Raw genomic sequence first — 21,948 nt, forward strand, 5'->3', positions numbered from 1 at the left:
GCGGCCATACGCCGGCCGCCCTTGCGCGCGCGGCGCTGCTGCCTTTAGCTGGACCGAAATCGCGGGGCCGCTTTCTAGAGCCCCGCGCAATCGGGAGCGAACCAATGGGGCCGCTGAAGGGCATCAAGGTCGTCGACATGACCACCGTGCTGATGGGGCCCTATGCGACCCAGATGCTCGGCGACTACGGTGCTGACATCATCAAGGTGGAATCGCTCGACGGGGACGTCACCCGCCTGATCGGCCCGATGCGTCATGCCGGCATGGGCCCGGTGTTCCTCAACACCAACCGCAGCAAGCGCTCGATCTGTCTCGATTTGAAGAAGCCCGCCGGCCGCGAGGCCGTGCTGCGGCTGCTGAAGGACGCCGATGTGCTCGTCTACAACGTCCGTCCGCAGGCGATGGCACGGCTCCAGCTCGGCTATGACGTTGTGTCCAAGATCAATCCGCGTCTGGTCTATGCCGGCGTGTTCGGTTTCGGCCAGGACGGGCCGTATGCCGCAAAGCCCGCCTATGACGATCTGATCCAGGGCGCGACCGCGCTGCCGGCGCTGGTGGCGCAGACCGGTGACGGCGTGCCGCGCTATGTGCCGAACGCGCTGGTCGATCGCATTGTCGGCCTCACCGCCGTCGGCGCGATCTGCGCCAGCCTCGTGCACCGCGACCGCACCGGACGCGGCCAGCGCGTCGACATCCCGATGTTCGAGACCATGGCCGGCTTCGTCATGGGCGACCACATGGGCGGGCTCACCTTTGAGCCTCCGCTCGACAAGGGCGGCTACGCCCGCCACCTCTCGCGCGACCGCCGGCCCTACAAGACATCGGACGGCTATCTCAGCGTCATTGTCTACAACGACAAGCAGTGGGAGAACTTCTTCAAGGCGACGGGCCGCGACGATCTGCGCGCCGATCCGAAATTTGCGAGCTTTGCCGGCCGTGCCGCCAACATCGACGTCGTCTATGCCGAGCTCGCGCGCATCTTCGAGACGCGCAGCACTGCGGAATGGATCGACCTGCTCACCAAGGCCGACGTGCCTGTGATGCCGATGCACGACCTCGCATCGATGCTGCACGATGAGCATCTGGACGCCACGAACTTCTTCCCGGTCGTAAACCATCCGACCGAAGGGCCGATCCGCAGCATGAAGGTGACGGCCAATTGGTCGGAGACCGAGGCCGAGCCAGCGCGGCTGGCGCCGCGGCTCAACGAGCACGGCGCGGAGATTTTGCGCGAGATCGGCTATTCCGCGGACGAGATCGACGCGCTGGTCCGCGACGGTGTCACCCGTTCGCCGCCTCGGAATGACGATGCACAGGTGCTGCCATGAGCTTCATCACGGGCGTCGGCCTCACATCTTTCGGCAAGCACGAAGGTTCATCCTCGCTCGACCTGATGAGCAAAGCCGCGCAGGCCGCACTCGACGATGCCGGGGTCGAGCGCGCCGACATCGACGGCATCCTCTGCGGCTACTCCACCGTCTCGCCGCACATCATGCTGGCGACCGTCTTCGCCGAGCATTTTGGCATCCGTCCGGCTTACGCCCACGCCGTCCAGGTCGGCGGTGCGACCGGCCTCGCGATGACCATGCTCGCCCATCATCTCGTCGAAGCAGGCGTCGCCCGCAACGTGCTCGTCGTCGGCGGCGAGAACCGACTCACCGGGCAGAGCCGCGATGCCTCGATCCAGGCGCTGGCGCAGGTCGGCCATCCCGACTACGAGGTGCCGCTGGGGCCGACCATTCCCGCCTATTACGGCCTCGTCGCTACCCGCTATATGCACGAATACGGCGTGACGGAAGAAGACCTCGCCGAATTCGCGGTGCTGATGCGCGCACACGCCTGCACCCATCCCGGGGCGCAATTCCACGATCCCATCACGGTCGCTGACGTCATGGCCTCGAAGCCCGTGGCGATGCCGCTGAAACTGCTCGACTGCTGCCCGGTCTCCGACGGCGGCGCCGCCTTCGTCATCAGCCGCGAGCGGACGGGAGAGGCCGGCGTACGCATTCGCGGCTGTGCCCAGGCGCATACCCATCAGCATGTCACCGCTGCGCCCGCCCTCAGTGAGCTCGGCGCCGAGATCTCCGTCGCCCGCGCCAAGGAGGCCACGGGCCTTGCGATCTCCGACGTGCGCTACGCCGCCAGTCTACGACAGCTTTACCATCACGCTCGCCATGCTGCTGGAAGACCTCGGTCTTGCCGCGCGCGGCGAGGCAGCCGCCCGCGTACGATCAGGGCATTTCGGCCGCGACGGCGCGATGCCGCTGAACACCCACGGTGGCTTGCTCAGCTACGGCCATTGCGGCGTTGGCGGCGCCATGGCGCATCTGGTCGAAACGCATCTGCAGATGACGGGGCGGGCGGGGAATCGGCAAGTGCGCGACGCCTCGATCGCGCTGCTGCACGGCGACGGCGGCGTGCTGTCGTCCCACGTCAGCATGTTTTTGGAGCGGGTGCGATGAGCGAGCGTCTAGCGGACTGGACCAGGGGCGAAGAGGCGGTCACTTATCAGACCTGCACCGCCTGCGCCCATGTGCAGTATTTCCGTCGCGCTTTCTGCGCGGCCTGCGGCATGTCCGATCCGCGCGAGGCGCGCGCCAGCGGCAAGGGCAGGGTGTACGCGACATCGCTGGTCTGCCGTGCCGCCACGCCTGAGACGCGCGCGCACGTGCCCTACAATATTCTGCTGGTCGATTGCGCCGAAGGGTTTCGCATGATGGCGCATGGTGAGAATGATCTCGCCATCGGCGACGAGGTCGTCGCGAGCTTTAAGCCGTTTGCCGGAAAGCTGATGCCGTTCTTCACGAAGGGAAAATAGTGGGATTCGTCATTCGGGGGCGGTCCAAGGGACCGAGCCTGGAACGGGAGTTCTGGGCCTGGCCTGTGCGAGAGCCACCCCGGAATGACGAAAACGCAAAAACTCTACCTAGCGCCCGTAGAACAAGATGCTGGCGATGACGAGCATAGCCATCACGGCCAGCATATGCGCGAGCGCCTCCGAGGCCGCCCCCTTGGTGGCTTCCTTCATGCCTTTTCTCCCTAGACTTGGGCGTGACTCATCGATGCGCGGTGAGCGCAAGGACGGCCAGTTATTTTACTCGGAACACCCCACTTCGAGTATCCGCTGCGATCTAGTCCCCACGCAGCGAATATCGACTGTGCCAAGGTCGATCAGCAATGCGGCGGCATTTTGACTCGATGTTGTTGCTCCTGCGTCTCTCCGCGAATAGAGTTTCAGGGAACTTTCGCCGGCAACGACAATGAGCATCAAAGGCTCCGAGAAAGCCTTCGACAAAAACATCAGGAAAATCATGGCCCGCATCAACTATAGCGACCCGTCGAAGGCATCCGACCGCACCCGCGAAATCCTCGACAAGAACCGCAATGCCAACATCTTCCGGATGATGTCGCATTCGCCGAGCTATTTCGAGCAGTACTGCCGCCTGGGCGGCGCCATCCGCCACAAGGGCGAACTTGACCCCATCGTGCGCGAGCTCGCGATTACCCGCACTGGAATTCTGTGCGAGGCGCCGTATGAGATCGTCGCGCACAAGCGCATCGGCAAGAATGTCGGCGTCACCGACGAGCAGAACAAGGCGCTCGAGAACTGGCAGTCAGCTAACTGCTTCGACGAGACACAGCGCGCCGCGCTCGCCTTCACCGACGAGATCGTCAAGCTGAACAAGCCGACGGACGCGACCTTCAAGGCGATCTCATCGAAGTTGACGCCGGCCGCGCTGGTTGAATTGCAGCTCTCGGTCGGCTTCTACATCATGACCTCGAAATTCCTTGAGACGTTCGAGATCGATTTTCAGCCTGTGACGGAAGTGGTGGGCTGATCCAAAAACTGCGGCGAGGTCTGGCGATGACGATCGATGAATACACGGCCTGGGCCGCGAGCATTGCGAAAGTCGATGAGCATCCGTCCAACGAGCGGCTGTCCTATCTCGGTCTCGGCCTCGCCGGCGAATCCGGCGAGGTTGCCGAGCACATCAAGAAATTGCTGCGCGACGACTGGCTCGATCAGGCAGGTCTCGTCGATGAGCTCGGCGACGTCATCTATTACTGGGCCTGCCTGTGTGCGGCGACCGGCCAGAAGCCATCCGAATTGCTCAAGGCGAGTGCGGCCAAGATCAATCGGCGGCTGAGCGAGGCGGCGAGCCGCTGAGCCGCAACCATCGCGCTCAGGTCGAGGTCAGGATATCCACCTTGGCGTTGGCGACAATCAGACGCTCGGCCAGAAGCTGCGCCAGATTGCGCATGATGCGTTCGCTGGCGTGAGGATGCTGCTTGCGGAAGCGCTCGAAGTCCTTCAGCTGCACCTCGTGCGCCGTCGCTGCCATGTCCGCGAACACGTCCGCGGAGCGGGTGGTCTCAATCAGCGCCATCTCACCGAACGCCATGCCGGCCGTCAGCGTTGCCAGCCGCACGCCGTCGGGCAGGGTGACATGCACCGCGCCGCTGCGCAGGAAGAACAGGGAATCAGCTGCAGCGCCTGTCGTGATGATCTTCGCGCCGGATGCATAGGTCCGGATCGTGCAGATCGAGGCGAGGTCGGTCAGCTCTTCCTCGCTCAAGCCTGCTAGCAGCGGCTGCTCGGCAAGCTCGGTGGTCTCGTGGAAATCGATCGAGCCGCCATGGCGATAGACGATCTGGTCTTCGGCCCATTCGATCGCGGTGTCGAGCAGGTAGAAATCGCGGACGTTCTTCAGCTCGGCGGTCCATTCCCGCAGGCTGTCCCATTCCTTGGAGGCGCGCCTGACGCCTGACAGCACGACGGTCACATTCAGCGCCGCGAGCTCCTCGAACGCTTCGGCGACCAGCCGCGCACCCGCGCGCGTGGTGGAGGTGACGCGGTGCAGATCGAAGATCACGAATTGCGGCCGCGGCCGGCCAGCAAGCCGGCGCGAGACATAGTCGACCGCCGACAGCGACAGCGTGCCGACCAGCTCGATGATCCGCACCTCCTGCTCGTGCGCCGCGAGAATATCGCGCTCCTGCGGACGGCGCACGCGCCGCGACGGGCTCTTGCCGATGTCGTAGTCGGCGATGACGGCGTTGCGCGCATCGTCGCTGCGGTTGAGCATGTGAAGGTCGTAGTGCGAGGACAGCGCCTCGCAGACCTTGATGCCGCGCACGCTGTTGCCGTGCTTGTCGAGCTTTGGCGAATAGCTGCCGAGCCCGAGGCGGGCGGGAAGGGCGGCCAGAATCCCGCCGCCGACACCGCTCTTGGCGGGAATGCCGATCCGGTAGATCCATTCGCCTGCATAGTCGTACATGCCCGACGACGTCATCACCGACAGCGTGCGCGAGATCGCGTAAGGCGTCAGCACCTGCTCGCCCGTGACCGGATTGACGCCGCGGTTGGCGAGCGTTGCCGCCATCACCGCGATGTCGCGCGCGGTGACCAGCACCGCGCATTGCCGGAAATAGACGTCGAGCACGGCAGCGACGTTGTCCGAGATCACCGCATTGGTCTTGAGGAGATAGCCGATGGCGCGGTTGCGGTCGCCGGTCTGGCTTTCGGAAGCGTAGACGGCCTCGTCGAGGGCGAGGTCGCGCCCGGCAAAACGACTAAGCGCGAGGCGAATCTGCTCGAAGGCGTCTGCGCCCTTGCTGTCGTAGATCAGCCCGGTGCAGGCGATCGCGCCGGCATTGACCATCGGGTTGAACGGATGGTTTTCGGAATTGAGCCGGATCGAGTTGAACGGATCGCCAGAGGGCTCGACGCCGATCGCGCTCTCGACCCTGTTCGCGCCGAGCAGGTCCAGCGCCAGCGCGAACACGAACGGCTTTGACATTGATTGGATGGTGAAGGGCACCCTGGAGTCGCCGACCTCGTAGACATGGCCGTCCAGGGTCGCGAGGCTGATGCCGAAATGGGCAGGATCGGCCTTGCTCAGTTCGGGAATGTAGTCGGCGACCGCGCCCGAGGTCTCCCCCGAGAATTCGTTGAGGCAATTGTCCAGAAACCGCAGCAAAGGCGGCTTTGAGCGGGTCCAGGCGGTGGCGAGCGGCGAAAGCGGTTTCATCGCCTCTCTTTGTGCAACGCAATCAGGGCACGCGCAACCCGTCCGGCACCATGGTCTGGCGCCGGACCAGAACAAGGGCGAGCAAAACCGTGGGCACGAGGATGGCGAGGCCGAGCAGCGTCACCTGCATCTGCGACAGCGGCATGATGCCGCCGCCGGGGGTGGCCACCACGAACCCGCCGATCACCAGCAGCACGCGGATCGGCCATTCCAGCGCACCGGCGCCGCGGAGATCGCCGACGAAGGGCTGGTAGCCCTGGATGCCGCCGCAGATGAACAGCGTGCCGAAGGCCGCAAGCGCCATCAGGCCGAGGCCGGCGAGATAGGGGCTTTCCCCCTGCAGCACCAGCGCCGGATTGAGCACGAAGAAAAACGGAATGAAATAGATGATGCTCCCGACCCACATCGATTCCCAGCCCGTCTTCATCGCAGGCGAGCCGGCAATGCCTGCGGCTGCGAATGAAGCAATCGCGACCGGCGGGGTGATAGACGACAGCATGCCCCAGTAGAAGATGAACATGTGCACGGCCATCTTGTTCAGCCCGAGCTTCTCCAGCGCGGGCGCGACCAGGATGGCGAGGAAGATGTAGCAAGCCGTCGTGGTCAGACCGAGGCCGAGGATCAGGCTGGTGAGGGCGCACATGCCGAGCAGCAAGAACGGATTGTCGCCGGCGATGCGCAGCAGGTCGTTGGCGAGGCTCGACACCACGCCGGTCATCGAGAAGGCGCCGATCAGCAGGCCGCAGCCGGCAAGGATGCCGACGAGCTCGACGAAGGTGCGGCCATTGACCTCGAGGAATTTGCCGATGGTCGCGACAGTCCAACGTGTGTCCTTCGAGAACAGCTGGTTGAGGACCAGCAGCAGCGCGGTCGCGTAGAACGGCGCGTGGCTTTCGCGCTTGAAGTACAAGAGCATCACGATCAGGAGCGCGATCACGAAGACGTAGTACCAGCCGTCCCGGATCGTATCCATGATCCGCGGCAGCTCTGCGCGCGGGATGCCTTTCAGCCCGTGTCGTGCGGCATAGGAATCGACCTGCATGAACAGGCCGACATAATAGAGTACGGCCGGGATGATCGCGGCGATCGCGACGTCGGCATAGCCAACATTGAGGAACTGTGCGATTACGAAGGCGGTCGCGCCCATCACCGGCGGCGCCAGCACCGCGCCGGTCGAGGCACAGGCCTCGATCGCTCCGGCGTAGGAGGCGCGAAAACCGCTCTTCTTCATCACCGGGATGGTCATGGTGCCGGCAGTGAGCACGTTGGAGATGATCGAGCCCGACATCATGCCGAGCAGGCCGCTGGCAAAGATGCAGACCTTCGCCGCGCCGCCGCGGAACGTGCCGCACAGCGCGAAGGCGAGATTGATGAAGAACTTTCCGGCGCCGGTCATCATCAGCGCGGTGCCGAACACCAGGAAGCCGATCACGGTGTCGGCAAACGCCTGGATGGGAATGCCGAGCAGGCTCTCGCCCGACAGCACGTGATAGGCGGTCGCCTGCTCCAGCGTCGATTGCGTGCCGCGGAACGGCCCGAGCCAGCCGGACTCTGCGAACAGCGGATAGACCGTGAAGGGGAGCACGCTCAGGAGCAGGCTCCAGCCGCCGGTGCGGCGCAGCGCCTCCATCAGCATCACCCACATCACGAGGCCGGCGGCGATGACGCTGTTCGGCGCGCCGCCGAATTCCCAGCCGGCCTCCGCGGCCTTGCGCACGTTCGACATCAGCAGCAGCGCGGCGGCAAAGGTCACGACGAAGCAGAGAAGGTCATACCAGGGAATGCGGTCGAGCGGCGCGCGCTCGGTCCCCGGGAAGATCAGGAACGTGAACGGCAGCATCAGCGCGATCAGGAGATAGAAGTACTCCGTGTTGAGCTGGGTGTAGCCGACGAAGAAGCGCAGCGAGAATTGCTGGTTGATGCAGAGCAGGATGGTCGCGGCGGTCGCGGCCACCAGCGTCCAGCGCCAGGCGCCGCGGAGCGCGCGAACGCGCGTGACCTCCGCTTCCTGCATGTTGCCGGCGGCGCCATGCGGATCGTCGAACACGACCCGCTTGGCCTCGTCCTGCGGGGCGGTGGAGACTGAAGCAGACGACATGATCGACCCCGCGCGTGGGCAATTAACCGTTGACGATTATTCGTCGAACCCGTTCGGCATGTCGGCTTTCGCAAGAGCAGCGGCGCGCGCCTTCATCCAGCCGTCGAGGAACGCCTTGTCATCCGCAGGCGGGTTGGATTTGCCGTAGTCGGCCCACGCGGCGCCAAGCACCTCCTGGCGCTTGATCAGTCTGTTGTTGTGCGTGTCCTGCGCGTCACTCCATTGCCCGGCTTCCTTCAGCGCCTTCACCGCGCCGGGGTGTACCGGCACCACCCAGTTCTTGGTCTGGCGATCGGCCGCGAGCCCGCCGGCGCCGGGTGCGGAGTCCTTGAAGGAATCGTAGTTCACGATCATCGCCTTCGTCATCGCATAGACCTGGTCGGGGGCTTGCGAGGCGTAGGCGACGAAGATCGGGTAGGGGTAGTTGCCGAGCTCGATCGGCTTGTCCGGCGAGATGCCGGCGCCGCAGGTCGCGGTCTGCGGGAAGAAGAACGAGCCGACCTTCTGCATCCGCGCCCAGCCTTCCTTGTCGTTGGCGGGCAGCGGCGGCCAGATCAGGCCGCGCGGCGAGGTCTCGGCTTCCTTGGCGGGGCCGGTGATGGTGGTGCCGAAGGCCGCATCCGTGTCGTTGTTGATCAGGCCCTTCCACATCGCGCCGTAGCTTGCGAACTCGACGATCCTAACGTCCTTCTGAGTCAATCCGGCGAAGGCGAGCACCGCGAGCGAATTCTGGTTCAGCGCCGGCGAGCCGACGACGAAGCCGACGCGCTTGCCTTTGAGGTCCTTCAGATCCTTCACGCCGGCATCGGCGGCGACGCCAAGCGTACCGCAGTTGCAGTCGACGGACGAGAGCATGATCTGAAGCGGCTGCGGGCCCCATTCCCTGGTTCCAAACTCGAACACGCCTTCCTGCGCGAAGTAGGAGCCCGATCCCATCGCGGACGAGACCGCGCGTTTGGCGCGCAGCGGCGCGAGACGCGCGACGTCGTTGCCTGCGGGGAGCACGCGCACATCGGTTGAGTATTTGTCCTTCATCATCTTGCCGACGCCGACCGCGATGTTGAAGCCGGCGGTGCCGGTGTCATAGGCCGTGAACGTCAATGTTGCCGGCAGCTTGATGTCTTCGGCGGCTGCATAGCGTGTAGACACAAAAGAAACGCCCACCACCAAGGCAGGCGCGAGCACGATCAGCCCACGAAGCATGTTTCCCTCCAATGATCCTCGCGTTTGCCGCGACGATTTTCTTTCTTTGTTTGAAACAGAGTTTGTTTGAAACAGATCATGTCATCGCGATGAAGCGATGGCAACGCCGTACCGCGAACGCAGCAATGAGGCTGACAGATTGTCGCGGAAGCTGCGGATAATGCGGTCAGTTCGCGACGATCGCGATCGCCTGTCCCTCGGCAACGACGTCGTTGAGCTTCACCAGAAGCGATGTGATCGTGCCGCTCGCGGGCGACGGCACAGGTATCTCCATCTTCATCGCTTCGACCACCACAATTTCGTCGCCATCCGCAACGGTTCCTCCAACTTGCACGGGCATTGCGCAGATGCGTCCCGCGACCTCAGTGACGATTTTTATATTTGGCATGCCATCGCCTTTTTGTTGTCGTCGCAAAATGCCTGAGGTAGCGTCATCCGCAAGTGGAATTTAATTCCGCAGAGCGAAACAAGCGGTAGGGATCATGGGACGACGTTCAGAGCGGTTGAGTAGACAGGGTGCGCTCGCCGGCGATGCCGGTGAGAGTGATGTCATCCAGGTGGTGTCGCGCGCGTTCGACGTGCTGCGATGCTTCGAGGGCCACGAGATCAGGCTCGGCAATCTCGAGATTTCAAATCGCTGCGGCCTGCCGCGCTCGACGGTGTCGCGGCTCACGCACACGCTGACGCGGATGGGACAGCTGGTCTATCTGCCGCGCGATCAAAAATATCGCATCGGGCCGAGCGCGGTGGCGATGAGCGCCTCGATGATGAAGGGCGCGCAGCTGCGCAGCATGATCCGCCAGCGGCTCCAGGAAGTCGCCGAGCAACTGCCTGGCACGGTCGGCTTCGTCGTGCCCGATCGCTTTCATCTGGTCTATCTCCAGTTCGCGCGCTCGGCTTCGGCGCTCGGCCTGCACGAGGGCACCGGCAGCCGCATCTCGATGGCGTCGACCGCTGCGGGCGCGGCCTACACCGCGGCGCTGGCGCCGGAGGTCGGCGATGCCTTCATCACGGATATGGAACGGGAAGCCCCCGAGGCTGCGAGAATCCTGCGGCCCCGCATCGAAGCCAATCGACAGTCGCTACGCGATCACGGCTATGTCGTGGCCTGCGGCCTGTGGAGCCCGCACATCAACGGGCTCGCGGTGCCGATCTGGTCGCCGCAGTACCAGACTTTTGTGGTGATCACGATCGGTCTTCTGTCGTCGATGTATAACGAGCAGCGTCTGCATGCCGAGGTCGCTCCGTTGATGGTCGCGCTCGGCCGCTCGCTCGGCAGCCTGATGGACGGCGCGGAAGGCGACGTCTTCAACAATCGCATCTCGCGCAAACCGGTCGCAATGGCCGTGCACAACAATAACAAGCCGATTAATTCGGAGGGCGTGAATGAACTGGAAGCCGGAACTCGACGAGCTCGCCCGGCGCGAAGCCTTCGCGCGGGAGATGGGCGGCGTTGACAAGGTCAAGCGTCAGCATGACCAGGGCCGACTGACTGTTCGGGAGCGTATCGACAGACTGACCGACAAGGGCAGCTTTCACGAGATCGGTGCCGTCTCCGGCATCGGCGAATACGATTCCAGCGGCGAGTTGCAGAAATTGACGCCGGCGAACTGCGTGTTCGGCCGTGCGCGCGTCGAGGGCCGTACCGTGGTGGTCGCCGGCGACGATTTTACCGTGCGCGGCGGCTCTGCCGATGCGTCGATCTCCGCAAAGCCGCTGATGGCGGAGGAGATGGCGCACGATTTCCGACTGCCCATCGTCCGCATCATCGAGGGCTCCGGCGGCGGCGGCTCGGTCAAGACCATTGAGACCAAGGGCGCGGCCAATCTGCCGGGTGGCATCGGCGGTACGCGCTGGTATCGCTTCACGACGGAGAATCTGTCGCGCGTGCCTGTGGTCGCGCTCGGCCTCGGCTCGGTCGCAGGGCTCGGCGCCGCGCGGCTTGCCGCCAGCCACTATTCCATCATGACCCGGAAGTCCGCGATGTTCGTCGCCGGCCCGCCCGTGGTGAAGGCGCTGGGGCAGGACCTGTCGAAGGAGGAACTTGGTGGCGCTGATATCCAGACCCGCGCCGGCGCAGTCGATCATGCCGTCGACACCGAGGAGGAAGCATTCGCCTGCGTGCGGCGCTTCCTCTCCTATCTGCCGTCGTCGGTCCATGAGTTGCCGCCGACCTTGCCCTGCACTGACAATCCGGAGCGCAGCGAAGAGGCGCTGATGAACGCGGTGCCGCGCAACCGCAAGCAGGTCTACAAGATGCGGCCGATCGTCGAGCAGGTCGTCGACAAGGGCTCGTTCTTCGAGGTCGCAAAGAATTTCGGCAAGCCGATCATCGTCGGTCTCGCCCGGCTCGAGGGCAGGGCGGTGATGGTGCTTGCCAGCGACAGTTTTCACTACGGCGGCTCCTGGACCGCGGATGCCTGCCAGAAGGTGGTGCGCTGGGTCGACTTCGCGGAAACTTTCCATCTGCCGATCGTCTATCTGATGGATTGCCCCGGCTTCATGATCGGCCTCGATGCCGAGAAGGCCGCCACCATCCGCCACGGCGTCCGCGCCATGGCCGCGGTCAACCAGACCACCGTGCCCTGGTGCACGGTGATCCTGCGCAACGCCTTCGGCGTCGCCGGTGTCGTGCATCAGCCCGCAGACCGCTTCTCGATCCGCTACGCCTGGCCGTCGGCCTATTGGGGCTCGCTCCCGCTCGAAGGCGGCATCGAAGCCGCCTATCGCGCCGATATCGATGCGGCCGAAGATTCCGCGGCGAAGCTGAAGGAGATCCAGGAGCGCCTCAACAAGCTGCGCTCGCCGTTCCGCTCCGCCGAAAAATTCTGGGTCGAGGAGATCATCGATCCCAGGAAGACGCGGTCGCTGCTGTGCGAGTTCGCGCGACTGGCGGAGCCGCTGCGCAAGGCCGGGCCGCCGGAGAGCATGACGATCAGGCCGTAAGCAGAGCCGTCGGGGGCTGCTCGCGCTTTGCCGCAGCAGCGATGGCGTGACCTCAAAACAAGGACGCGCTACGCTCCCCGGACAAGAACAAGAGGAAGCGCCAATCGTGTACGACTTCATTATCGTGGGCGGCGGCTCGGCGGGGTCCGTGCTGGCCCACCGGCTCTCCGCAAAGAGTGCCAACAAGGTCCTGCTCTGCGAGGCCGGACAGGACACACCGCCCGGCGACGAGCCGGCCGAGATCAGGGACAGCTATCCGGGTACGGCCTATTTCGATCCGCGCTTCCACTGGACCGAGCTCAAGGTCACGACCCAGATCGTCAGCCACAATAATCCGAACGAGGGACGTCCGCCCTTAACGCAAATACGAGCAGGCACGCGTGCTCGGCGGCGGCTCCTCGATCAACGGCCAGATGGCCAACCGCGGCGCGCCGACCGATTACGACGAATGGGAGGCGCGCGGCGCCGCGGGTTGGAGCTGGAATGACGTGCTGCCCTTCTTCAAGAAGGTCGAGCGTGATCTCGATTTCGACGGCCCGTACCACGGCAAGGACGGTCGGATCCCGGTTCGCCGGATCCCGCGGGAGCACTGGACGCGACATTCGCAGGCGTTCGCCGACGCCTTCCAGCAGGCCAGCCACCAATACTTGGCCGACCAGAACGGCGAGTTCGTCGACGGGTTTTTCCCGGTGACGCACTCCAACCAGGCCGAGCAACGCGTCTCGGCCGCGATGGGCTATCTCGATCGTGATACGCGCAAGCGCGCCAACTTGACGATCTCCACCAACACGCAAGTCAGAGAGCTGCTGTTCGAAGGCACGCGGTGCGTCGGTGTGAAGGCGACTGTCGACGGACGGGAGCAGGAATTCCGCGGCCGTGAAATCGTTCTCTCCAGCGGCGCCATCCATTCGCCGGCGCATCTGTTGCGCGCCGGCATCGGCCCGGTCGGTCACCTCAAGGATATGGGCATTCCAGTCCTGATGGGGCTGCAAGGTGTCGGCCAGCGCCTGATGGATCATCCCTCGATCTCGCTGTCGTCCTTTGTCCGCCGCGGCGCGCGCATGAACGAGCACACCAGGCGCCACATGCAGCTTGGCCTGCGTTATTCATCCGGGCTCGAAGGCGTGCCGAAAGGCGACATGTTCGTCGTCCTGCTCAGCAAATCGGCCTGGCACGCGGTCGGCGAGCAGATCGGATCGCTGCTGACGTTCGTCAACAAGACCTATTCCGAGACCGGACAGGTCAAGCTCGCCTCGCGCGACCCGGCAGCCGAGCCGATCGTCGAGTTCAACTTGCTATCCGACCGCCGCGATCTCGATCGCCTGATGAGCGGTTTCCGCAAGATGGCGGCCGTGCAGATGAGCGACGTCGTCAGGGCCGTGACGGACAAGCCGTTCCCGGCCTCCTATACCGACCGCGTGCGCAAGATCGGCGTGGTCAACACCAGGAACCGGATACTGACAAAAATCGCCGCGGCCCTGATGGACGGGCCGGCAGCGCTGCGCCACTACATGATCGACAATTTCGTGGTCGAGGGTTTTACCTTCGACGACGTGATCAACGACGACGAGGCGCTGGAAGCCTTCGTGCGCAAGGCGACCATCGGCGTGTGGCACGCCTCCTGCTCGTGCCGCATGGGCCGGGCGGAAGATCCGATGGCGGTGGTCGATCCAGAGGGCCGCGTCAAGGGCGTGCAGGGACTGCGCGTCGTCGACGCCTCGATCTTCCCGGTGGTGCCCTGCGCCAACACCAACTTTCCGGTCCTGATGTCGGCGGAGAAGATCGCGGCTGCGATGATGCAGTGAGTCGGTTCGCTTTTTGCGCCGTCCGCCGCGAATCAGGCGGTAGAAGCTGAAATTTATGCAGGAGAATACCCGGAACTGTTCCGCAGGGGACGGTCTGGGGGATGCGTCCTGATGCGGAACCGGGAACCGGCCTCGGGCGTTCTTTGCCAAATCTCGCCTTTCGGCTTGGAACCGGGGCGCTAGGCTGCGCGGCCGAATCGAGGCCAGGGCGCGTCTGTTTTTGGCGATAGACCTTCAGGGGGTTCTATGACCGATTCTTCGAGCGGGGCCCAAACCAGCGAGTCCGAAGATTTGCCGAGGATCTCGACCGGCAGTCAGGGCCTCGACGACATCCTCTATGGCGGGCTCGATCCCAATCGCATGTATCTCTACGAGGGTCGGCCCGGCTCGGGCAAGACCACCATGGCGCTTCAATTCCTCCTTGAGGGCGCCCGCTGCGGTGAACGCGTGCTCTATATCTCCTTGTCGGAAACCAAGCGTGAGCTGACGCTGGTGGCGCAGCGGCACGGCTGGTCGCTGCAAGGTGTCGACATCTTCGAACTTGTCCCGCCGGAGACGACGCTCGATCCGGACCGGGAGCTCACCGTCTTCCATCCCGCCGAAATGGAGTTGAGCGAAACGACCGGCCTGATATTCAAGGCAGTCGAACGGATCAATCCCGCGCGCGTGGTGCTGGACAGCCTGTCCGAGCTGCGCCTTCTTGCGCAGAACCCGCTGCGGTACCGGCGCCAGGTTCTGGCCCTGAAGCACTTTTTCACCAACCGCAATTGCACGGTCATTCTCCTCGACGACCTCTCGTCCTCCCAGGACGATTTGCAACTCCATTCGATCGCGCACGGCGTCGTCATGCTCGAACAGCTCGCCATCGATTATGGAGCAGAGCGCCGGCGGCTTCGCGTGATCAAGATGCGCGGCATTCGGTTTCGCGGCGGCTTCCACGATTTCACGATCGAAGCGGGAGGTGTGCGGATATTCCCCCGTCTGGTGGCGGCGGAGCATCACGCCTCGTTTGTCGGCGAGTTCACGCCCAGCGGCAACGCGCAGCTCGATCTCCTTCTGGGAGGAGGGCTCGAGCGCGGCACCAGTGCGCTTCTTCTGGGCGCCGCCGGTGTCGGCAAGTCGTCTCTCGCGCTGACCTATGCGATCGCGTCGGCAGAACGCGGTGAGCATGCGGTGTTCTTTGCCTTCGATGAAGGTCGCGGCACCGTGGAAGCCCGGTCTCGAACGCTTGGGATGCCCCTCGAAAGCTACCTGCAATCGGGACTCATCCGATTTCAACAGATCGATCCCGCCGAGCTGTCCCCCGGGGAATTCGCCGCCAATGTGCGCAAGAGCGTCGAAAAGGATAACGCCAGAATTGTCGTCATCGACAGTCTGAACGGCTACCTCAACGCGATGCCGGATGAGCGATTTCTCATCCTCCAGATGCATGAGCTCCTGAGCTACCTCGCGCAAAAAGGCGTGCTGACCGTCCTGATCCTCGCCCAACATGGGCTGGTCGGCCCGATGGAAACGGCTCTCGATATCAGCTATTTGAGCGATGCCGTGCTCATGCTGCGCTATTTCGAGGTCGGCGGAACGGTGCGGCGTGCCCTCTCGGTCGTGAAGAAACGCAGCGGCAATCATGAAAATACCATCCGCGAGTTTCGCCTTGGCCGTGCCGGCATCACGCTGGGTCCTCCGCTGAGCGAGTTCAGCGGCATCTTCTCCGGAAATCCACGTTATACGGGCACGGAGATACCAGAAGGGCCGGCGGAATGAGCGCTGCCCGCGATCATTGCGTTCTCGTGTTTGCCCCGATCGGCCGCGATGGACCGGCATCGGTCGAGCTTTTACGTAATTCGAATCTCGTAGCGATCAATTGTCGAGGTCTCCCTGAACTGGTCAGCGAGATGTCGGCGGGCGTGGGCGCGGTCCTTCTGGCCGAGGAGGGGTTGTTCGGGAAGGATACCCAGCCGCTGGCACATTGGATCGAGAGGCAGCCGCCCTGGTCTGACCTGCCCTTTGTCATTCTCACCAGCCATCGGGAGCAGCCGGCGGTGGTTGCCTGGCGCCGCAGTATCGTCGAGACACTCCGCAACGTTTCGCTGCTTGAACGCCCGGTTCAGCCGATCACGCTGACGAGCGCGGTTCAATCCGCAATGCGGGCCCGCCGGCGGCAATATGAAATTCGAACCTTGCTGCAGGCGCGCGAGCGGACGGCCCAGGAGCTCGAGAAGCTCGTGGTCGAGCGCACCCGTGCGCTCGAGGAGGCCAACAAGCATCTGCGGGCCGAAATGGAAGAGCGCGCCCGCGTCGAGGAGACCCTTCGTCAGGCCCAGAAGATCGAGGCCATCGGACAATTGACCGGCGGCGTAGCTCACGACTTCAACAATTTGCTGATGGTGATCTCCGGCGGCCTCGATTTGCTCGACCGGCAGACAGATCCTGATCGTCGGCGTCGTCTCATGGAAGGAATGGTCCAGGCGGCGCAGCGCGGTGCCGGCTTGACCAGGCAGCTTCTGACTTTTTCGCGGCGGCAGAAGCTCCGGCCCGTGGCTGTCGACATCGCATCGCAGATCGGCGGCATGCGCGAATTGCTCGATCGGAGCCTGAGAGGCGACGTTCACGTCGAGTTCGATTTTGCGGATGGTCTTTGGCCGGTGGAAGTCGATCCGGGAGAGCTCGAACTGGTCATTCTCAACCTGGCGGTCAACGCCCGCGATGCGATGCCGAGCGGTGGCACGATCGTTGTCCGTAGCGAGAACCTGGCCGGCCTGACCGAGGACGAGATCGCGGGCGATTACGTTCGTCTGTCCGTGGTCGATAGAGGTGTTGGAATGAGCCCGGAGATCCTGGCGCGGGTCTTCGAGCCGTTCTTCACGACCAAGGATGTCGGGAAAGGCTCGGGCCTGGGGCTTGCCCAGGTCCACGGATTTGCGACGCAGTCACGAGGGACGGTTCGAATCAAATCGACGGTCGGCGAGGGCACCAGCATCGAGCTCTATCTGCCGCGATCCAGGAACATCCCTTCTGGTGAACGCCATTTCATCGATCTGAACAGGGCGCGGCCGAAGAAGGCCAACCATGGCCGGATCCTCCTCGTCGAAGACGATGACGAGGTCGCCGCGCTGGTGAGCGAGATGCTGGCGCAACTCGGCTACGAGGTCACGCGCGCGGCGAGTGCTGCGGCGGCGCTCGGTGCCCTGGCGGACGGCCGCTCCGTCGATCTGGTGTTTTCCGATATCATGATGCCGGGCGGCATGAACGGTGTCGAACTCGCGCGCGAGATCAAGAGACGGCGAAGCGACATCCCGGTTCTGCTGACGAGCGGATACGCCGAAGCCGCGGTTCGCGACGCCGAAACGGCCGGCGTCCAGATTTTGCCGAAACCCTACCACATTGACGAGCTCGCCGCAGCGCTCGGCGCAGCCAAGTCGGACTTTCGAATTGACGCGGAAAGCAAGCGCTCTGGGGCGTCGTGATTGGGCCTCATGATCGGCTTGCAGTCCGGCGTCAGCAGCGAATGCACACGCAGCCGCGTCTCAGTTGCAACGATAAGCATTCGCGTTCTGCGAGCCAATCATGCCCGTCGCTACGTGTGGGCTATGATTATTGCACGGAGCGGCCTGCAAGGGCAGCCACTTTCAGCCGCTCTTTGAGCCCATTTCAGCCAAACTGTTGTTGGTTTCTCGTTGTCGGGGCAGAGGTCTTCCAATTTGGAGCCCTGCAATGTTCAAGCCGGTTCTTTCTGCGTGTCTATTTGTTGTCTTTAGCTCCGTCGCTTCCGAAGCACGGCCCTATCGCATTCATCAAGCACCCGAATGCAATGTCACGATGCCCTGCGACCTTTCGTATTCGCAAACGCGCCGTGACCGGATTCCCAGGTCCTCGCTAACTTCCAGGTCCTCATTACAAGCCTATCGCGCGACGCAACTGACAGTGACCGACGCAGGCGGCGCCGCGACGGCGAGCATCGCTGAGGCTCGCATTGTCGGCAGTCGTCCGGCAGGTTGCCCTTCCTCCTTCTGCGGCTGCGGCGCGGCTCTGCGCGTGTTCGGCCGTATCGTGCCGGAGTTGAATCTTGCGGCGAACTGGCTGCGCTTTCCGCGGACATCACCCGCACCGGGAATGGTCGCAGCCCGACGCGGACATGTGTTCGTCCTCGAACAGCACCTGGGAGGGGACACCTGGTTGGCCTACGACGCCAACTCGGGCGGACACGCGACTCGAATGCATGCGCGTTCATTGCGTGGGTATACGATCGTCAACCCGCGCGGCGGTTCGGTCGCTTGAGAGACCAGCCGGCCAAGGGCAGGGAGCACGCAACGAGCCGTGGAGCCGTCGGGCAAAACACCTTGTCAAGCCCGCGCTGGAATATTATTCGTATTTACAGAAGTTCGGATAAGACGTAGTTTGCGCTCATCCCGGCCCGCTACAAGGGCGTTTCGCGATCGTCACGAGACGCGGGCCGGGAGGCGGTGGCCGCGACTGCGTCGGCGCGCTGGGCAAGCTGCAGGGCGGGTTTTCCCGTGAGCAACTGCACACGCGGTACGACACGGCGCTGACAGCGTCCCCGTTCGGTCTCGATGGCGAGCGCACGCCAGGCATCGGGGACAGGGGCGGGGAGGTGCGCGGACGGCAAAATCGTGTGGTCCTGACGCCCGGGGTCTGTGCGTCAAGTCTTGTGGTGATGCTGCTGCCCAACCGGGCCAGCACATCAGCCATCCGCGAGGCGACGGGGGCAATAGTGCATCGCTCCCCGGGGAGAGCGCGTCATAAGCCGTAAAACCATTCGCGCAGGGAAGGCCGATTGCTCGGCGTCACCTGTGGTCCACCCCGTGCGCGTCTTGTTCGCACACGGGACTGCGGGTGCCAGCCGGCGCCCGGCCTTCCCTGCGCCCTTTTTTGCGAGAGGGTGCGAAGAATAGAGCAAAGCTCGGGCGAAATGAGCCGCGAGAATGCGAAGCCATGCGTTCTGAGAAGCCGTGCGTTCTGAGAAGCCATGCGTTCTGAATGGAAGAAATTTATGCGCAGTCTCGCGCCCCGGACGCAGCGCAGCGTCGCTTTGACGGTGCGCTGCAGAGCCGGGGTCCATATCACTGCGGCGGCGCGCGCAATCTCGACGTCGAGGCTGCGGTCTTCGGCGTCACCACCACGATCAGGTACTAGGCCATCGCGGCTTGCGGCTTTGGCTTCGGTTGTCTCGAGAGCGTCAGCACGATCAAGGAGGCGAACACGCAGAGTGCGCCGGCGATGAAGAAGGCGGGAAGATAGCTCTGATACACCGTCCGCGAAAACCCGGCGCCGAAGGCGGCGGTGCCCGCGCCGAGCTGGTGGCCGGCAAAGATCCAGCCGAACACCAGATTGGCGCGCTCGGGTCCGAATTTCTGCGCGGTGAGGCGCACCGTGGGCGGCACGGTTGCGATCCAGTCGAGCCCGTAGAACATCGCGAAGATCGAGAGCCCATAGAACGAGAAATCGCTGAAGGGGAGGAAGATCAGTGAGAGCCCGCGCAGGCCGTAGTACCAGAACAAGAGGTAGCGGTTGTCGTAGCGGTCCGACAGCCAGCCCCGACATGATGGTGCCGAAAAAGTCGAAGATGCCCATCGCAGCCAGCAGACCGGCGGCCTGCACCTGCGGAATGCCGAAATCGAGGCACATCGGGATCAGGTGCACCTGCACGAGGCCGTTGGTGGATGCGCCGCAGACGAAGAACGTCGCAAACAGGACCCAGAATGCGCGCGACTTCGAGGCGTCGCGCAGCGTGCCGAGTGCCACAGCCGTGATCGAGCCATGGCTGACCGGTGGGGCGGGCAGGGGCTCGGTGCCTTCGTCGCCGAAGGGGCGCAGGCCGACGTCGCTCGGGCGGTCCCGCATCACAAGGAGAACTCCCAGAGCGGAAACGCAGAGCGCGATGCAGACAAAGCCGAGTGCAAGCCGCCAGCCGTATCGTTCGGTCAGGCTTGCAAGCAGCGGCAGGAAGACGAGCTGGCCGGTGGCGACGCTCGCGGTCAAAATGCCGACGACGAGGCCGCGCCGCGCCGCGAACCAGCGTGTCGCAATGGTGGCGCCCAGCACCAGCGCGGTCATGCCGGTGCCGAGGCCGATCACGACGCCCCACAGTACGACGAGCTGCCAGACCTCTGTCATGCCGAGCGAAAGGATCAGCCCGGAGACGACGATGAGCTGAGCCAGTAGCGTGACGTTGCGCAGGCCGTAGCGGTTCAGGAGCGCGGCAGCGAACGGCGCCATCAGTCCGAACAGGATGAAGCGGATCGACAGCGCGGACGAGATCTCCGCGGTGCTCCAGCCGAACTCCTTCTGAAGCGGAATGATGAACACGCCGGGCGCACCGACCGTGCCGGCGCTGATCAGCGCGGTGAGGAAGGTCACGCCGACCATCACCCAGCCGTAGTGAATATTGCGGCGGCCGAGTGTTGCCGCGAGCCAGTTCGAGATCATTGGGCCTCAATCTTGGTGGGCAGGATTTGAAACACCTGCGCGAGTTTGCAGAATGGCACGAGGCGCGTCTGTCGGAAATGACAGAGTTCCCTCATTTCCGGACTTTTGCGTCAATGCGTCAGGCGCTCCACCGCGATCGCAGTGGCTTCGCCGCCGCCGATGCAGAGCGCCGCCACACCGCGCTTGAGGTTTTTTGCTTCGAGCGCATGCAGCAGCGTCACGATCAGCCGTGCGCCGGTGGCGCCGATGGGATGGCCGAGCGCACAGGCGCCGCCGTTGATGTTGAGCTTGTCGCGGGGAATGCCGAGATCGCGCTGCGCCGCCATCGCCACCACGGCGAAGGCTTCGTTGATCTCGAACAGATCGACATCGCCGGCACTCCAGCCGACCTTGTCCAGGAGCTTGCGGATCGCCGGGATCGGCGCCGTGGTGAACCATTGCGGCTCCTGGCTATGGGTGGCATGGCCCTTGATCTCTGCCAATGCGGGCAGGCCGTTGCGATCGGCGAGCGACCGCTTCGTCAGCACCAGCGCGGCGGCGCCGTCGGCGTTGGCGGAGGAGGCCGCCGGCGTGATGGTGCCGTTGGCGCGGAATGCCGGCTTCAGCCCGGGGATCTTTGCGGGATCGACCTTCAGCGGATGCTCGTCATTGGCGACGATGCGGAGGCCTGCCTTCTCGCTCAGCGTGATCGGCGCGATCTCGGCCTTGAACGCACCACCCTCGACCGCCTTGCGCGCGCGACTCAGCGTCTCCATCGCATAGGCGTCCTGGTCCTTGCGGGTAAACTGATAGGCTTCCGCAGTCGCCTCGCCGAAATCGCCCATCGAGCGGCCGGTCTCGTAGGCGTCTTCGAGGCCGTCCATCATCATGTGGTCGATGATGCGGTCATGGCCGGCGCGATAGCCGCCGCGTGCCTTCGCCAGCAGATACGGCGCGTTGCTCATGCTCTCCATGCCGCCGGAGACGACGATCTCGGCCGAACCGGCGCGAATGATGTCGTGCGCCAACATGGTCGCCTTCATGCCGGAGCCGCAGACCTTGTTGACGGTTGTCGCGCCGGTGGCGTCGGGCAGGCCGGCTGCACGCGCAGCCTGGCGCGCCGGGGCCTGGCCCTGGCCGGCCGGCAGCACGCAGCCCATGAAGACCTCGTCGACCTTTTCCGGCGTGAGCTTCGCACGCTCCAACGCCGCGGCGATCACATGCGAGCCGAGCTTGTGTGCGGGCAGCGGCGACAGCTCACCCATGAAACGGCCGAGCGGGCTACGGACGGCGGAGACAATGACGACAGGATCAGCGGTTTCGGCCATGGCGGGGCTCCCTGCGATGATGGGTAAGATTATGACCATCATATGATGCGGCGCAAAAAATGCAACCGCATCCGGCATGAGAAATTGTCGTGGCTCGGATGAGATTTGCTCGT

At 64.0% G+C, this 21,948-nt stretch carries 15 protein-coding genes and 3 pseudogenes; 12 read left to right on the forward strand and 6 right to left on the reverse strand.

The annotated features are described in order from the left end of the window. Positions 1 to 104: 104 nt before the first annotated feature. The 5 genes and pseudogenes from ACVWW3_RS08120 (at position 105) to ACVWW3_RS08140 (ending at position 4,168) form a co-directional block, all read left to right on the forward strand. Positions 105 to 1,328, forward strand: a complete 1,224-nt coding sequence (locus ACVWW3_RS08120; protein ID WP_456650375.1) for a CaiB/BaiF CoA transferase family protein — start codon at positions 105 to 107, stop codon at positions 1,326 to 1,328. Continuing rightward, positions 1,325 to 2,462, forward strand: a pseudogene (locus ACVWW3_RS08125) (thiolase family protein). The gene ACVWW3_RS08120 and the pseudogene ACVWW3_RS08125 overlap by 4 nt, the downstream one beginning before the upstream one ends. Next, positions 2,459 to 2,818 carry a Zn-ribbon domain-containing OB-fold protein gene (locus tag ACVWW3_RS08130; protein WP_247446810.1) on the forward strand — a complete coding sequence of 120 codons (360 nt, stop codon included), beginning with the start codon at positions 2,459 to 2,461 and terminating at the stop codon, positions 2,816 to 2,818. The pseudogene ACVWW3_RS08125 and the gene ACVWW3_RS08130 overlap by 4 nt, the downstream one beginning before the upstream one ends. A gap of 493 nt (positions 2,819 to 3,311) precedes the next feature. Further along, the gene (locus tag ACVWW3_RS08135) at positions 3,312 to 3,839 is read left to right on the forward strand and encodes a carboxymuconolactone decarboxylase family protein (protein ID WP_456652051.1); all 528 of its coding nucleotides are present in this window, start codon (positions 3,312 to 3,314) and stop codon (positions 3,837 to 3,839) included. A gap of 26 nt (positions 3,840 to 3,865) precedes the next feature. Next, complete coding sequence (locus tag ACVWW3_RS08140; protein ID WP_247345910.1) at positions 3,866 to 4,168, forward strand: nucleoside triphosphate pyrophosphohydrolase family protein; 303 nt, start codon at positions 3,866 to 3,868, stop codon at positions 4,166 to 4,168. 16 nt (positions 4,169 to 4,184) lie between these two features. Here ACVWW3_RS08140 and glsA read toward each other — a convergent pair whose 3' ends face one another. The 4 genes from glsA to ACVWW3_RS08160 all read right to left on the reverse strand — a co-directional run bounded on the left by glsA (position 4,185) and on the right by ACVWW3_RS08160 (position 9,721). Next, entirely contained in the window at positions 4,185 to 6,032 is a 1,848-nt protein-coding gene (glsA, locus tag ACVWW3_RS08145) for a glutaminase A (protein ID WP_456650373.1), read from the reverse strand. Between the two features lie 22 nt (positions 6,033 to 6,054). Continuing rightward, positions 6,055 to 8,130, reverse strand: a complete 2,076-nt coding sequence (locus tag ACVWW3_RS08150) for a TRAP transporter permease (RefSeq protein ID WP_456650372.1) — start codon at positions 8,128 to 8,130, stop codon at positions 6,055 to 6,057. A 36-nt stretch (positions 8,131 to 8,166) separates the two neighbouring features. Next, on the reverse strand, positions 8,167 to 9,333 hold the full coding sequence (locus ACVWW3_RS08155; protein ID WP_456650371.1) for a TAXI family TRAP transporter solute-binding subunit: 1,167 nt from the start codon (positions 9,331 to 9,333) through the stop codon (positions 8,167 to 8,169). A gap of 166 nt (positions 9,334 to 9,499) precedes the next feature. Further along, the gene (locus ACVWW3_RS08160) at positions 9,500 to 9,721 is read right to left on the reverse strand and encodes an acetyl-CoA carboxylase biotin carboxyl carrier protein subunit (RefSeq protein ID WP_354046776.1); all 222 of its coding nucleotides are present in this window, start codon (positions 9,719 to 9,721) and stop codon (positions 9,500 to 9,502) included. Positions 9,722 to 9,815: 94 nt separating this feature from the next. Here ACVWW3_RS08160 and ACVWW3_RS08165 point away from each other — a divergent pair, with 94 nt between their 5' ends. From ACVWW3_RS08165 to ACVWW3_RS08195, 7 genes and pseudogenes are all read left to right on the forward strand, one after another. Next, positions 9,816 to 10,790, forward strand: a complete 975-nt coding sequence (locus tag ACVWW3_RS08165) for an IclR family transcriptional regulator (RefSeq protein WP_456650370.1) — start codon at positions 9,816 to 9,818, stop codon at positions 10,788 to 10,790. Further along, on the forward strand, positions 10,720 to 12,279 hold the full coding sequence (locus ACVWW3_RS08170) for an acyl-CoA carboxylase subunit beta (RefSeq protein ID WP_456650369.1): 1,560 nt from the start codon (positions 10,720 to 10,722) through the stop codon (positions 12,277 to 12,279). Before ACVWW3_RS08165 ends, ACVWW3_RS08170 begins: the two co-directional genes overlap by 71 nt. A gap of 106 nt (positions 12,280 to 12,385) precedes the next feature. After that, a pseudogene (locus tag ACVWW3_RS08175) lies at positions 12,386 to 14,084 on the forward strand (GMC family oxidoreductase). 246 nt (positions 14,085 to 14,330) lie between these two features. Beyond that, complete coding sequence (locus tag ACVWW3_RS08180) at positions 14,331 to 15,845, forward strand: ATPase domain-containing protein (RefSeq protein ID WP_456671932.1); 1,515 nt, start codon at positions 14,331 to 14,333, stop codon at positions 15,843 to 15,845. Continuing rightward, positions 15,842 to 17,548 carry a response regulator gene (locus ACVWW3_RS08185; RefSeq protein WP_456650367.1) on the forward strand — a complete coding sequence of 569 codons (1,707 nt, stop codon included), beginning with the start codon at positions 15,842 to 15,844 and terminating at the stop codon, positions 17,546 to 17,548. Before ACVWW3_RS08180 ends, ACVWW3_RS08185 begins: the two co-directional genes overlap by 4 nt. A 247-nt stretch (positions 17,549 to 17,795) precedes the next feature. Next, positions 17,796 to 18,359, forward strand: a complete 564-nt coding sequence (locus tag ACVWW3_RS08190; RefSeq protein WP_456650366.1) for a hypothetical protein — start codon at positions 17,796 to 17,798, stop codon at positions 18,357 to 18,359. A 720-nt stretch (positions 18,360 to 19,079) separates the two neighbouring features. Further along, positions 19,080 to 19,235, forward strand: coding sequence for a hypothetical protein (locus ACVWW3_RS08195; RefSeq protein WP_354103695.1), 156 nt, complete (start codon positions 19,080 to 19,082; stop codon positions 19,233 to 19,235). On the opposite strand, the pseudogene ACVWW3_RS08200 reads toward ACVWW3_RS08195, so the two are convergent. Together ACVWW3_RS08200 and ACVWW3_RS08205 are read right to left on the reverse strand one after the other, a co-directional pair. After that, positions 19,232 to 20,528 (reverse strand): annotated as a pseudogene (locus ACVWW3_RS08200) (MFS transporter). The gene ACVWW3_RS08195 and the pseudogene ACVWW3_RS08200 sit on opposite strands and share 4 nt — an antisense overlap. Positions 20,529 to 20,638: 110 nt before the next feature. Beyond that, complete coding sequence (locus ACVWW3_RS08205; RefSeq protein ID WP_456650365.1) at positions 20,639 to 21,835, reverse strand: acetyl-CoA C-acyltransferase; 1,197 nt, start codon at positions 21,833 to 21,835, stop codon at positions 20,639 to 20,641. Positions 21,836 to 21,948 lie beyond the last annotated feature (113 nt).

This window comes from Bradyrhizobium sp. LM2.9 (assembly GCF_054056555.1).